Below are 13,724 nucleotides of genomic sequence, written 5' to 3'. Positions count from 1 at the left end.
CAGACCTGTGGAGATCTTCTGATGTCATTCAGTCAACCCGACGCCATTATTCGTATAAAAAACCTGCGGTTGCGTACTTTCATCGGTATCAAGGAAGAAGAAATTAACAATCGTCAGGACATCCTGATTAACGTAGTGATCCACTACCCGGCGGATAAAGCGCGCGACAGTGAAAATATCGACGACGCGCTCAATTACCGCACCATCACCAAAGCCATCATCCGCCATGTGGAAGATAACCGCTTCGCCCTGCTGGAAAAATTAACTCAGGATGTGCTCGATATCGTGAAACAACATGCCTGGGTAACCTATGCTGAAGTAGAGATAGATAAACTACTGGCCCTGCGCTACGCCGACTCGGTTTCGATGACCATGAGCTATCGCCGGGCCTGAAAACCACCTGTTTCAGGGAGAATCGACCATGCGGATCCTGATCACCGGCGCCACAGGATTGATAGGGAGCAGCCTGACGCGGCGGCTGTTGGGCCTTTCTCACCAAGTCACGGTGCTGAGCCGTAACGTGCCCCGCGCTCGTGAGCGCTTCGGTGAACAGGTCAGCTACTGGTCAACGTTGCAGGATCAGCCTTCGCTCGATGGCTTTGACGCCGTGATCAACCTGGCCGGCGAGCCGATCGCCGACAAGCGCTGGAGTAAGGCGCAGAAAGAACGCCTGTGCCACAGCCGTTGGGATCTGACCGAGCAGTTGGTGAAATTGATTAACACCGGCAGCAACCCGCCCAGCGTGCTGATTTCCGGTTCCGCGACCGGTTATTATGGCGATCAGGGCCAGGCGGTGGTCACCGAAGACGAAGCGCCGCATGACGAGTTCACCCATCAGCTGTGTCAACGTTGGGAATCGTTGGCGTTGCAGGCGCAAAGCGATGCCACCCGCGTCTGTCTGCTGCGCACCGGCGTAGTGCTGGCGGCAAAAGGCGGCGCGCTGGCGAAGATGTTGCCGCCGTTCCGCTTCGGACTGGGCGGGCCCATCGGCAGTGGCCGTCAATACCTGCCGTGGATCCACCTGGACGACATGGTCAATGGCATTATCTATTTGCTGGAGCACCAGACTCTGCAAGGCCCTTTCAATATGGTTGCCCCCTACCCGGTTCACAACGAGCAGTTTGCCGCTCAGTTGGCCAACGTGCTCGATCGACCGGCATTTTTGCGCGTACCGGCATTCGCCATGCATTTATTGATGGGGGAAGCGGCAGTGTTGGTCTTGGGTGGGCAACGTGCGGTGCCGAAACGGCTGGAAGAGGCAGGCTTCAGCTTCCGCTTTCTGGAGCTGGAGCAGGCGCTGGATGATGTGATCAATCAGCGGGACCCAGTCCGCTGAGGAAGATATCGGGGCCAGAAAAATCCGGCCCCGACAATCGATTATTTTAATGCGCCGGAAAGAAACTGCTGCAAACGCGGGCTTTTCGGATTGCCAAACAGTTCGGCCGGTGGACCCTGCTCTTCAATCAGCCCTTTGTGCAGGAAAATCACGTGGCTGGACACGTGGCGAGCAAACTCCATCTCGTGCGTCACCACCACCATGGTTTTCCCCTCTTCCGCCAACTTTTGCATGATGCGCAGCACTTCCCCTACCAGCTCAGGATCCAGCGCCGACGTCGGTTCATCAAACAGCAAAACTTCCGGCTCCATCGCCAATGCCCGGGCGATCGACACGCGCTGCTGCTGCCCGCCGGACAGGTGCACCGGGTATTTGCCGCGGGCACGTTCATCGATGCCGACCTTATCCAGATAGCGTATCGCGCGCTCACGCGCCTCGGTCTTGCTCAACCCCAGTACCTGCACTGGCGCTTCCATCACGTTCTCCAGCACCGTCATGTGGCTCCACAGGTTGAAGTGCTGAAACACCATGGTCAGGCGGGTACGCAGCAGCTGCAGCTGTTTCTTGTCGAACACCTTAAGCTGCCCGTCCTTGTCGCGCACCATGCGGATATCTTCATTGTTCAGGCTAATGGATCCTTCACTCGGCTTTTCCAGGAAATTAATGCAGCGCAAAAAGGTGCTTTTACCGGACCCGGAAGAACCGATGATGCTAATCACATCCCCTGCGTTGGCCGCCAGCGATACGCCTTTCAACACTTCGTGTTCGCCATAGCGCTTATGCAGTTCGGTGACGGCTAATTTATTCTCAGACATAGTGTGTTCCCGTCATTATCAGTGATTAACGTGTGCCATCCAGCGCTTTTCCGCCTTGCGGAACAGGCTGATTAACCCGTAGGAGATGATCAGATACAGTACCGCCGCAATGCCGAAGGCATAAAACGGTTGATAGGTCGCCGCATTGATGTCTCGCGCTATCTTCAGCAGATCCGGCACGGTGGCGGTAAACGCCAGCGCGGTAGAGTGCAGCATCAGGATCACTTCGTTACTGTAGGCAGGCAACGCGGTGCGCAGCGCGGAAGGTAAAATGATGCAGCGGTACATTTTAAAGCGTGAGAAACCATAGGCATTGGCTGCCTCGATTTCACCGTGCGGTACCGCGCGAATAGCCCCGGCGAAGATTTCGGTGGTATAGGCGCAGGTGTTCAGCGTCAGCGCCAAAATGGTGCAGTTGAGCCCGCTGCGGAAGAAGGCGTTGAGGAAGTCCGTACCGCGCACGATTTCCAGGCTGTACATGCCGGAGTAGAACACCAGCAATTGCACATACAACGGCGTGCCGCGGAATATGTAGGTATACAGCCATACCGGGAAGCGCACCCAACTGATGGAGGAAACGCGCGCCACCGCCATCGGGATCGCCAGCAAACCGCCCATCACCACCGAGGAGATCAGCAACCACAGCGTGACCGCCACGCCGGTAAAGCGATAACCGTCGCTCCACAACAACGACTGCCAATACTGTTGCAAAATTTCGATCATAGCTCAGCCCTCCGGACGCCGAGGGAATAACGCCGTTCAAGCCACAACAGCACGCCATTGGACACGGTGGTGAAGACCAGATAAACCACCCCGGCCACGATCGCGAAGAAGAACGGTTGATAGGTGCCTTTACCGGCCAGCTGGGTGGCCTTCACCACGTCGTTCAGGCCCAGAATCGACACCAGCGCCGTCGCCTTGAGGATCACCTGCCAGTTATTGCCGATGCCAGGCAGGGCAAAACGCATCATGGCAGGGAACAGAATGCGGCGGAATATTTGCGAACCGGAAAAACCGTAGGCAGTGGCCGCTTCTATCTGCCCTTTCGGCACCGCCAAAAAGGCCCCACGGAAAGTCTCAGTGAAATAGGCACCGTAGATAAACCCGAGGGTGATGATCCCCGCGCTGAGCGGATCAATATCGATTTGCGAAAAACCAAGCAGTTCGGTGATGTTGTTAAGTGCAATTTGCAGGCCGTAGAAAATCAGCAGCATCAGTACCAGATCGGGTACGCCACGGATCAGCGTGGTATAAGCGCCAAACAGCGTGGAAAGCAGACGGTTATGGGAAAGCTTGCCACCGGCGCCGATCAAACCAATCACCACCGCCAGCAGTACGGAACTGAGGGCCAGCTCCAGCGTCACCAGAGCGCCCTCAAATATCAATTGGGAGTAGCCTTGCAGCATTTACTTCACCCTGTCGTCATAGGATCCCGAACCATCGGGGCCGGCAGACCGGCCCCGTAGTCACAACATGGAAGGGTATGCGGCATTAACCGCCGTAGACGTCAAAGTCGAAGTATTTCTTCGCAAACTTGTCGTAGGTGCCGTCTTTGCGCATTTCGGCAAAGGCCTTATCCAGCGCCGCCTTGAGCTCGGTATCGGTCTTGCGCAGGCCCATGCCGGTACCTACGCCAAAGAATTTGTCATCCTTCACCGATTCGCCGGCGAAAGCGTAATCCTTGCCTGGAGGCTGTTTCAGGAAGCCATCACTCCCTGCGACTTCATCCTGGAAGGCGGCATCGATACGGCCGGATGCCAGGTCGGCGTAGACCAAATCCTGGTTCTGATAAGGCACAACGGTGATGCCCTTAGGTTGCCACATGGCGTTGGCATAGGCTTCCTGAGTGGTGCCCTGCAGCACGCCGACGCTCTTGCCTTTCAGCGCATCCACGGTAGGCAACAGTTTCGATCCTTTCGGCGCGATCAGGCGGGCGTTCGCGGCATACAGCTTGTCGGTAAAGGCAATTTCCTGCTGGCGTTTTTCGGTGATCGACAAAGAAGAGATGATGGCGTCAATTTTCTTCGCCTTCAGAGAAGGGATCAGCGCGTCAAAATCGCTTTCCACAAAGGTACATTGGGTATTTATGCGTTTGCACAGCTCTTTGGCCAGATCGATATCAAAGCCGACCAGCTCACCTTTGGCATTTTTGGACTCAAAGGGTGCATAGGTCGGATCGGTACCTATCTTCAAGGTCGATGGTACGGCGGCAAATGCGCTGCTTGCTGCGCTTAAAGCCAAGACTAAAGGAAGAACCTTAACCAGCTTTTTCATAAATTACCCTCAAATTGATTTTTTCGATGCCACTGCGGGCATTATTTTTCCACCAAATCAATTTGCAGTAATCGTGCCACATTGGTTGCTGTAGGCGGAGGGAACGGCTCCGACCTTCACAAAACTGTTTCCTGGGACGATAACCGCAAAATTAAATCGGCCTGGCTGGGCCGCGCCACGGGCAATGGAGAAATACCAGCGCCTTGAAACAGTGAACGTGATGAAGTGGGATCATTATGGTGCAGGTGCCGCCCTAATTCAGTGCGGTGTTGCACAAATGTGCCAAATTGGAGAGAAATTTGTTAATTGGCACCTTGCCAGCGGGAAAATAAATCTTTGGGTAATTCAATATCGAACTGATCGACCACCCGGTTCACCGTTTGGTCGATGATGTCTTCTACACTTTCGGGGCGGTGATAAAACGCCGGCACCGGCGGCATAATGACGGCCCCCATTTCTGCCGCTTGAGTCATCAGGCGCAGGTGGCCCACGTGCAGCGGAGTTTCACGCACGCACAGCACCAACCGGCGACGCTCTTTAAGCACCACGTCAGCGGCGCGCGTCAGCAGACCATCGCTGTAGCTGTTGGCGATACCGGACAACGTTTTGATTGAGCAAGGTAAAATCACCATCCCGATAGTTTTGAACGATCCGGAAGAGATGCTGGCGCCAATATCGCGCGAGTCATGTACCACATCGGCCAGCGCCTGCACTTCGCGCAGGCTGAGCGCGGTTTCCAGCGACAGCGTTTGTCGCGCTGCATTACTCATCACCAAATGGGTTTCCACTTCTGCAACGTCACGCAATACCTGCAGCAGGCGCACGCCGTAGATAGCGCCGCTGGCGCCGGAAATACCGATGATGATTCGTTTCATAAAGCTGGCCTCTGCCACGGAAAAAATAGGATCAGGCAGACTTTGCCGCAATGGCGCTATATAAGCAAGTCAGGCGGGAATAATGCACCGCAGCGACCGCCGCGGTGCACCATTTTGGTCAGTGCGAAGGCTTAACCTTCGTTGTGCATTTCCAGATTTTCCGCTTCGGTCTGGCTACGCATTTCTTTGGCGTCGTCATTGCGCAGCGATTCCAGATACTCGAGGTAGCTCTGGTCGACGTCTTTGGTGACGTAGATACCGTTGAATACCGAGCATTCGAACTGGCTGATGTCCGGGTTCTCTTCACGCACCGCTTCAATCAGATCGTCCAGATTCTGGAAGATCAAACCGTCGGCGCCGATGATCTGGCGGATTTCATCCACTTCACGGCCGTGGGCAATCAGCTCGTTGGCGCTTGGCATGTCGATGCCGTACACGTTGGGGAAACGAATCTCCGGCGCTGCGGAAGCCAGATAAACACGCTTCGCCCCGGCGTCGCGCGCCATTTCCACGATCTGTTCAGACGTGGTACCGCGCACGATGGAGTCGTCCACCAGCAGAACGTTCTTGTCGCGGAATTCGGCGCGGTTGGCATTCAGCTTGCGGCGTACCGATTGGCGACGCGCCTGCTGACCAGGCATGATGAAGGTACGGCCGACGTAGCGGTTCTTCACAAAGCCCTGACGATACGGCTTGTCCAGGATACGGGCGATTTCCAACGCGATATCACAGGAGGTTTCCGGGATAGGGATCACCACGTCGATGTCCAAGTCTTCCCATTCGCGGGCAATTTTCTCACCCAGCTTCTGCCCCATGCGTACGCGGGCGCTGTAGACCGAAATCTTGTCCATAAAGGAGTCTGGACGGGCGAAGTAAACGTATTCGAACAGGCACGGGTTGGTTTTTGGGTTCTCTGCACACTGACGAGTGAACAGTTGGCCCTTGTCGGTGATGTACACCGCTTCCCCCGGTGCCACATCGCGCAGGAACTCGAAGCCCAGCGTATCCAACGCCACGCTCTCGGAAGCCACCATATACTCGTTGCGGCCGTCTTCAAGCGTGCGTTTGCCAATCACCAGCGGGCGGATGCCGTTAGGGTCACGGAACGCCAGCAGGCCATGGCCGATGATCATCGCGACGCAGGCGTAAGCGCCGCGCAGCTGCTGATGCATGGCGGCAACGGCGGTGAATACGTTGTCGGACTCCAGCGGATAGTGTTGGAAACGGTCCAGCTCGCTGGCCAGTACGTTCAGCAAAATCTCGGAATCGGAGGTGGTGTTGACATGGCGGCGACCGCTTTCAAACAGCGTTTGACGCAGTTCATGGGCGTTGGTCAGGTTGCCGTTGTGTGCCAGCGTAATGCCGAACGGTGAGTTTACATAGAAAGGTTGAGCCTCTGAGGCACTGGAGCTGCCAGCCGTCGGGTAGCGCACATGGCCAATACCCATGTTGCCCTGCAAGCGCTGCATATGGCGTGCCTCGAACACATCCTTCACCAGACCGTTTGCCTTACGCAGACGGAACCCGTTATGGGCATCGATGGTGACGATGCCTGCGGCATCCTGGCCACGGTGCTGTAGCACCGTCAACGCATCATAAATCGACTGGTTTACCGGCATAAAACCGGCGATACCGACAATACCGCACATGTTGTCTTTTCCTCATCAGCGCTACCGCCCCGGTAAATGGGTCGGTAAGAAACTCGACGTGCTCTGCAGGTAGTCAAAGAACCACCTGATGATGTAACTGAACTGGGGAATAAGCTGCGACTGTTTCCAGTCTGCGCTTTGTGAAAAGCCGGTAAAGGTATCCAGGAAAAACAGTATCGCCGAAACGATTAACACGCCGCGCAGTGCGCCGAAACAGACGCCCAGCACCCGGTCGGTGCCTGATAACCCGGTTTTCTCTACCAGTGAGCTAATCACATAGTTAACAATAGCTCCTACGATCAGGGTCGCGATAAACAAGATGGCAATCGCGATGCCGTTTCGCACCAGTTCATCTTCAAAACGAGTGAAGTAGACCGCAAGGTAAGAGTAGAAATGGCTGGCAACAAAAAACGCACATCCCCATGTCACAAGTGACAATGCTTCGCGAACAAACCCTCGGATCAGGCTAACCAGAGCCGAAAATCCAATCACCGCTATAATGACGTAATCAATCCAGACCATGAACTATTCCAATGATGAATCGCCCCTGCATCCAATTCGCGGCGAATTCTAACAGAAAAAGAAAACGTTTGCGTAGGGGTTTTCCTACCACGTTACAAATAAAAAGCGGCGATAAAAAAATTCCCAATCGCCGCGCCTACATAGGCCATTTCAGCTACGAAAGGCACAGTTTTTTTAATGATTATACCGTCATCTTTCGGTTCCGGGGCACAGCATGCTGTGCCCCCTGCGGTTAACGTACGCCGTACGGCTTCACCTGACCGCTCAAGCCGCTGATAGAATTCAGCGCGGGCAGAGAAGACTGCAGTTTCTGTTTCGAGGCGTCTGGCCCGACATAAATCCGGGTGATCTGCCCCTGTACCGGCGTTGACGGCACGGTAAAGGCACGATAGCCGGACAGCCTCAGCGACGCCACCACCTCATTGACCTTGGCGGCGTTCTTCAGCGCCCCGAGCTGCACCACATATGCCTGCCCTGCCGGCGCTTTCTCTTCCGCCGGTTTCTGCACGGGTGCAGGTTCAGGCTTCGGTGTCGGCGTAGGCTCCGGTTTCGGCTCTGGCTTAGGTTCAGGTTTCACCACCGGCTTCACTTCCACCGGTTTCGGCTGCTGTACCGGTTTCGATTTCACTTCCACCGGCTTGGTCTCAACCGGTTTCGGTTTCGGCTGCTGTACCGGTCGGGTTTCAACCGGCGGCGGCGTAACCTGGGTCGGTTGCTGAGCTGGCTGGCGGATGGCCTGTTGCGTCGCCGCTTCATTGGCAGCCTGCTGCTCCACCATCGCGCCCGCGCCTTCCGGCGGTTGGGCCGGCAGCGTCTGGCTTACCGGCGGCACCACGTCGTTTTCTTCCACATCACCGGCCTTCGGCACCAAAGGGATGGCGGCGAACTCGTCCTCATAATGTTTCTTTTTACCGTCCAGCAGCCCTGGCAGGATAATCACCCCCAGCGCAACCAAAATGACGGTACCGACCAATCGGTTTTGAAATTTACTTGCCACTCACACTCCCCGCATCTCGTCTAACGCCGCCATTACCTGTGCAACGGTGTGGAACGATCCACAGACGATCACAATATCCTGAATATCAGCGTCCTGCATAGCCTGACGCCAGGCAGTTTCGACATCGGCGAACTGCCGCGGTTCCGTCAAATGTTGCGCCAACTGCTCGGCGCTGGCACCGCGCGGCCCTTCCAGCGGCGCACAATACCACTCATCGGCCTGCTCACTCAGACAGGCCAGCGTACCGGCGATGTCTTTGTCCGACAGCATGCCCACCACCGCGCGCACTTTACCGCCATTGCGCGGCAGCGTCGCCAGACGCCCGGCCAGATAACCGGCTGCGTGCGGGTTATGCGCGACATCGAGGATCAACATCGGATCGCGGCGCACAATCTGGAAGCGCCCAGGCAACGTCGCCTGCTGCAGACCGGCGAAGATCGCACGTTCATCGATTTCCAGCGCAGAAAAATGCAGCGCCGCCAACGCCGTCGCGGCATTCGCCAGCGGCACATTTGGCATCGGCAAGTCGGTCAGCAAGGTGCCACCGCCCTCCCACTGCCAGCGTTCGCCCTGTTCGCTGAAGGTCCAGGCGTCGCCGCGACGATACAGCTGCGCCCCCAGCGTATCCGCCACATGCTGAATGGTCGCCGGCATATCCGGTTCACCCACCACCGCAGGTTTACCACCACGGAAAATACCGGCCTTTTCGCGGCCAATGCTTTCGCGATCGCTGCCCAGCCAGTCGGTATGATCCAGCGCGATGCTGGTTACCACCGCCACGCTCGGATCGACGATATTGGTTGCGTCCAGGCGGCCGCCCAGGCCCACTTCCAGGATCACCACGTCAAGCTTAGCCTGTTTGAACAGCTGCAACGCCGACAGGGTGCCAAATTCGAAGTAAGTCAGTGAGGTTTCGCCCCGGCCCGCTTCAATGGCGGCAAACGAACGGCAGTGTTCGGCCTCGCTCAGCTCATCGCCTTGAATGCGCACACGCTCGGTGTAGCGCACCAGGTGCGGCGAGCTATAAACGCCGACGCGCAGACCGGCCGCCATCAAAATGGCTTCCAGGGTGCGGCAGGTGGTGCCTTTGCCGTTGGTACCGGCAACGGTGAACACCGTCGGTGCAGGGGTGAGTAAATCAAGATGCGCTGCAACGCGCTGTACGCGTTCCAGGCCGAGTTCGATCGCCTGGCTGTGCAGACGCTCAAGATAGAAAAGCCACGAGCTCAATGGCGACGTGGCTTGGGGAATTTGGTGGTTTTGCATGAGTCCCGTCACTGAACTTGGGTTCATTAATCCATCAGGGCACCACCCTCACCGCGGTAAAGGCGATGCTCTGCATGATACCCGTTGTCTTCCAAGCGTCGGAATGGACCGCTACGCTCAATCTACAAGGGTATTTCAACCGTCACTTAGCCACAAAATGACGGTTGAAACCCGCGAGACCTGCGCCGCGCGGGTGACTTATCAGCCTCAGGCGTCGGCCTGACTTTCCTGCCCGGCCACCGGCGCAACCTCATCGAAATGCGGCTGCGGCTGGTTGGTCAGCTTGGAAAGGATACTCGCCAAGGTCTGGCGCATTTCCGGGCGACGCACGATCATGTCGATCGCGCCTTTCTCAATCAGGAACTCACTGCGCTGGAAGCCCGGCGGCAGTTTTTCACGCACTGTCTGCTCGATGACGCGTGGGCCGGCAAAGCCGATCAGCGCCTTCGGCTCGGCGATATTGATATCGCCCAGCATGGCCAGACTGGCGGAAACGCCCCCCATGGTCGGGTCGGTCAGCACCGAAATGTACGGCAGACCGCGTTCCTGCAATTTTGCCAACGCTGCGCTGGTTTTCGCCATCTGCATCAGCGACATCAGCGCTTCTTGCATACGAGCGCCGCCACTGGCAGAGAAACACACCAGCGGACAGTTGTCTTCCAGCGCCTGCTCAACCGCACGAACAAAACGCGCGCCGACCACGGACGACATGGAACCGCCGATGAAGGCGAATTCGAATGAAGCGGCGACGATCGGCATACCGTACAGCGTGCCTTTCATCACCACCAATGCATCTTTTTCACCGGTCGCTTTCTGCGCGGCAACCAGGCGGTCCTTATACTTCTTGGAATCCTTGAACTTCAGAACGTCTTTCGGCTCCAGTTCGCTGCCCAGCTCCACTTCACTGCCTTCATCAAGCAGGGTATGCAGACGCATACGCGCAGTCATGCGCATGTGGTGGTCGCATTTCGGGCACACTTCCAGATTACGCTCCAGCTCGGCGCGGTAGAGAACCTGGCCGCAGCTATCGCATTTGGTCCAAACCCCTTCAGGAATACTTGCCTTACGGGTTTGGGTAATATTGCTCTTGTTAAGAATTCGTTCAATCCAGCTCATCGATGACCTTTCTGTTTGAACCTGGCAGACGCCAGTCCGCAGTTCATGCTTTAACAATCCCCCCGAAAACAAACCCAATGAAAAAGTGCCTGAGCAAAACGCGACTAGCGCGCGACAGAGGCACTGGTTTCAAGGTTGTTAACAGGAACAGACCATAAATGTCGCTCATTAAACCATATCGGCCCGACACTGTGGATAAAAAACTGGTCGAACCGACAGGTTGAGCGATGTTTTTACTGTTTTTGCTGGCGAGCAGCCGCGCGCTTGTGGCGCCAAATTTCAATGATGCCCGGCAGAATTGAAACAATGATGATAGCCACGATCAACAGTTTCAGGTTTTCCTGCACGATCGGCAAGTCGCCGAAAAGGTAACCAGCATAGGTGAACAGCAGCACCCAAACCAATGCGCCAATCACGTTGTAGGCAGCGAAATGGCGATAGGACATATGCCCCATACCGGCGACGAACGGCGCAAAAGTACGCACGATCGGCACAAATCGCGCCAGAATGATCGTCTTCCCGCCGTGTTTTTCATAAAACTGGTGGGTTTTATCCAGGTAGCTGCGGCGGAAGATTTTCGAATTCGGGTTACTGAACAGCTTTTCCCCGAACAACCGCCCAATAGTGTAGTTCACCGCATCCCCGAGTATCGCCGCGCCGATCATCAACGCCACCATGGTGTGCACATTCAGATCGTTGGTCGGCAATGCCGCCAGCGCCCCTGCAACAAACAGCAGAGAATCCCCCGGCAGGAAAGGCGTCACCACCAGGCCGGTTTCGCAAAACAGGATCAGGAACAAAATACCGTACACCCACATACCGTATTGCGCCACCAGCTCGGCCAGATGCACGTCAATATGCAGAATAAAATCAATCACAAACTTGATGATGTCCATAGGTTCTCTCTTTGACCGGGTGTCTCACCCACCCGGCAGGTACACAAGGGAGCAACGCGTCAGTCGCGCCGGCGTTTAATCGTCGGGTAAAAACAGTGGCCCCATCGGTGGCCGGGGTAAAGCAAAGTGCTCAGGATAATCAACGCTCACCAGGTATAACCCTTCGGCCCGCGCCGTAGCCGCAGCCAGATTGCGATCCTTCAGCGCCAGCAACTCGGCCATCCAGTTCTCGTCCTGATTGCCGCAGCCAATTTCCATCAGGCTACCGACAATGTTGCGAACCATATGATGCACAAAGGCATTCGCCTTGATATCTACCACAATATATTCACCGTGGCGCGTAACCTTAACGTGTTTTACGTTACGCCAGGGAGTACGCGACTGGCATTGCACGGCGCGAAACGACGTAAAGTCGTTTTCGCCCAGCAGCGCCTGCGCCGCCCTTTCCATCCGGTCGGCATCCAGCGGGTGATAAAAATGGGTCATCCCCTGCTGCAATACCGCTGGGCGGTAGCGGTGATTATAAATAATGTAGCGGTAACGGCGCGCGGTGGCGCTGAAACGCGCATGGAAATCTTCAGGCACGCCGGTTACCCAGCGCACAGCGATATCCGGCGGCAGATGGGTGTTGACCCCCATCGTCCAGGCGGCGTCCTTGCGCTGCGCGGTGGTTTCAAAATGCACCACCTGACCGGTAGCGTGCACTCCGGCGTCGGTACGTCCGGCGCACAGCACGTTGATCGGCGCATTGGCCACCTTGCTCAAGGCCTGTTCCAGACAGGCCTGCACGCTGGCCACTTCCTGCTGACGCTGCCAGCCATAATAACGGCTGCCGTCATATTCAATCCCCAGCGCGATTTTCAGGGTCGGCTGGGTGGGCAAAACAACCTCTGACATCAGTACATCTGCTCCTGCACCAGACGCTCTGCGGTTTCGATAGCCATCAGCGCGCCACCGAAGCGTACGTTGTCGGCGACCGACCAGAACTGCAGAATTTCAGGAATGCCGTAGTCATTGCGCAAGCAGCCCAGGCTAAGCGCATCGCTGCCGGAAGCTTCAGTGACCTGAGTCGGATAGTCGTCTTCTTCGCTCAGTTGGATATCGTCTACCTGCTCCAGCTCGCTGCGCGCTTCTTCCGCAGAAATTGGGCGCAGCGCTTCCAGATGCACCACCTGCGCATGACCGTAAAACACCGGCGACTGCACGCAGCTCACCGAGATCGGCAGCCCTTCGTCCTGCAGCACTTTACGCACCTGGTCGACGATCAACCGTTCTTCGCGCACGCTGCCCTGCTCGTCGGTCATCAACGGCAGCAGGTTGAACGCCAGCTGCTTGGCAAACACGCCCGGCTCGGCCGGAATGCCGTTCAGCAGGCGCGCACTCTGACCGGCCAAATCGTCTACCGCCACTTTTCCGCGGGCAGAGACCGACATCAGGGTGGTGACGTGCAGACGGGAAAGCCCGGCCTGTTCGGTCAAAGGTTTGATGGCCGTCAGCAGTTGGCTGACCATGCTGTCGGCCACGGCGACGATATTACGATTACGGTAATCCGCCAGCACCTGCGGGTTAACCCCCGGTACCACCAGCGGAACGTCCGGCTCCAGCGCAAACAGGCCACTGGTGTCGATCACCAGGCAGCCCATATTGCCGGCTTCTTCCGCATAGCGGGCCGAGGCTTCGCTACCGGCGACGAAGAACGCCAATTGGGCCTGTGACCAGTCGAATTCTTCCGCTTTTTGCACCAGAACCGATTTGCCATTGAAGCGCACCGTGGCACCGGCACTGCGTTCGCTGGCCAAAGGATAGAGTTCGCCCACCGGGAACTGGCGTTCCTGTAACAATTCCAGCAACGCTTCACCTACCGCGCCAGTGGCGCCAAGCAGAGCGATATTCCAGCCGTCAGACATTGGGTTTCTCCAGAGTATTTTTCAAATGCAGATGGGCGACTGATTCGCCGCCCTGATAACAAAATTAGTCA

15 protein-coding genes are annotated in these 13,724 nt (G+C 56.5%); 2 read left to right on the top strand and 13 right to left on the bottom strand.

The features are described 5' to 3' along the window. The first annotated feature begins 21 nt into the window (after positions 1-21). Complete coding sequence (folX, locus tag AC1RKC_RS15425; protein WP_012146035.1) at positions 22-393, top strand: dihydroneopterin triphosphate 2'-epimerase; 372 nt, start codon at positions 22-24, stop codon at positions 391-393. A gap of 28 nt (positions 394-421) precedes the next feature. Continuing rightward, positions 422-1,336, top strand: a complete 915-nt coding sequence (locus AC1RKC_RS15420) for a TIGR01777 family oxidoreductase (RefSeq protein ID WP_261139137.1) — start codon at positions 422-424, stop codon at positions 1,334-1,336. A 41-nt stretch (positions 1,337-1,377) separates the two neighbouring features. Here the strand turns inward: AC1RKC_RS15420 and hisP are convergent, their stop codons facing one another. The 13 genes from hisP to AC1RKC_RS15355 all read right to left on the bottom strand — a co-directional run bounded on the left by hisP (position 1,378) and on the right by AC1RKC_RS15355 (position 13,653). Next, entirely contained in the window at positions 1,378-2,151 is a 774-nt protein-coding gene (hisP, locus tag AC1RKC_RS15415) for a histidine ABC transporter ATP-binding protein HisP (protein ID WP_020827863.1), read from the bottom strand. Positions 2,152-2,169: 18 nt separating this feature from the next. Continuing rightward, on the bottom strand, positions 2,170-2,874 hold the full coding sequence (locus AC1RKC_RS15410; protein ID WP_020827864.1) for an ABC transporter permease: 705 nt from the start codon (positions 2,872-2,874) through the stop codon (positions 2,170-2,172). After that, a complete protein-coding gene (locus tag AC1RKC_RS15405) occupies positions 2,871-3,557 on the bottom strand; it encodes a histidine ABC transporter permease HisQ (RefSeq protein WP_020827865.1) in 687 nt (228 codons plus the stop codon). Before AC1RKC_RS15405 ends, AC1RKC_RS15410 begins: the two co-directional genes overlap by 4 nt. Before the next feature lie 85 nt (positions 3,558-3,642). After that, complete coding sequence (gene hisJ, locus AC1RKC_RS15400) at positions 3,643-4,425, bottom strand: histidine ABC transporter substrate-binding protein HisJ (protein ID WP_020827866.1); 783 nt, start codon at positions 4,423-4,425, stop codon at positions 3,643-3,645. Positions 4,426-4,727: 302 nt separating this feature from the next. Continuing rightward, positions 4,728-5,300: a UbiX family flavin prenyltransferase gene (locus AC1RKC_RS15395; RefSeq protein WP_020827867.1), complete on the bottom strand. Its 573-nt coding sequence runs from the start codon at positions 5,298-5,300 to the stop codon at positions 4,728-4,730. A 131-nt stretch (positions 5,301-5,431) separates the two neighbouring features. Continuing rightward, a complete protein-coding gene (gene purF, locus AC1RKC_RS15390) occupies positions 5,432-6,949 on the bottom strand; it encodes an amidophosphoribosyltransferase (protein WP_020827868.1) in 1,518 nt (505 codons plus the stop codon). 21 nt (positions 6,950-6,970) lie between these two features. Then, complete coding sequence (gene cvpA / locus AC1RKC_RS15385; RefSeq protein WP_020827869.1) at positions 6,971-7,471, bottom strand: colicin V production protein; 501 nt, start codon at positions 7,469-7,471, stop codon at positions 6,971-6,973. Positions 7,472-7,703: 232 nt separating this feature from the next. After that, entirely contained in the window at positions 7,704-8,468 is a 765-nt protein-coding gene (dedD, locus tag AC1RKC_RS15380) for a cell division protein DedD (protein WP_046373049.1), read from the bottom strand. Continuing rightward, positions 8,469-9,734, bottom strand: coding sequence for a bifunctional tetrahydrofolate synthase/dihydrofolate synthase (gene folC, locus AC1RKC_RS15375; protein WP_046373048.1), 1,266 nt, complete (start codon positions 9,732-9,734; stop codon positions 8,469-8,471). It abuts the gene before it with no gap. Between the two features lie 207 nt (positions 9,735-9,941). After that, positions 9,942-10,850, bottom strand: coding sequence for an acetyl-CoA carboxylase, carboxyltransferase subunit beta (accD, locus tag AC1RKC_RS15370; RefSeq protein WP_020827872.1), 909 nt, complete (start codon positions 10,848-10,850; stop codon positions 9,942-9,944). Positions 10,851-11,083: 233 nt separating this feature from the next. Continuing rightward, a complete protein-coding gene (locus AC1RKC_RS15365) occupies positions 11,084-11,746 on the bottom strand; it encodes a DedA family protein (protein WP_020827873.1) in 663 nt (220 codons plus the stop codon). Between the two features lie 75 nt (positions 11,747-11,821). Then, positions 11,822-12,643 carry a tRNA pseudouridine(38-40) synthase TruA gene (gene truA / locus AC1RKC_RS15360; protein ID WP_020827874.1) on the bottom strand — a complete coding sequence of 274 codons (822 nt, stop codon included), beginning with the start codon at positions 12,641-12,643 and terminating at the stop codon, positions 11,822-11,824. Further along, the gene (locus AC1RKC_RS15355) at positions 12,643-13,653 is read right to left on the bottom strand and encodes an aspartate-semialdehyde dehydrogenase (protein WP_046373047.1); all 1,011 of its coding nucleotides are present in this window, start codon (positions 13,651-13,653) and stop codon (positions 12,643-12,645) included. The genes truA and AC1RKC_RS15355 overlap by 1 nt, the downstream gene beginning before the upstream one ends. Between the last annotated feature and the right edge of the window lie 71 nt (positions 13,654-13,724).

This window comes from Serratia sp. GW822-FHT06E05 (assembly GCF_058799445.1).
Note: the sequence above shows the minus strand (reverse complement) of the source record. Positions and strands in the feature narration are given on the sequence as shown.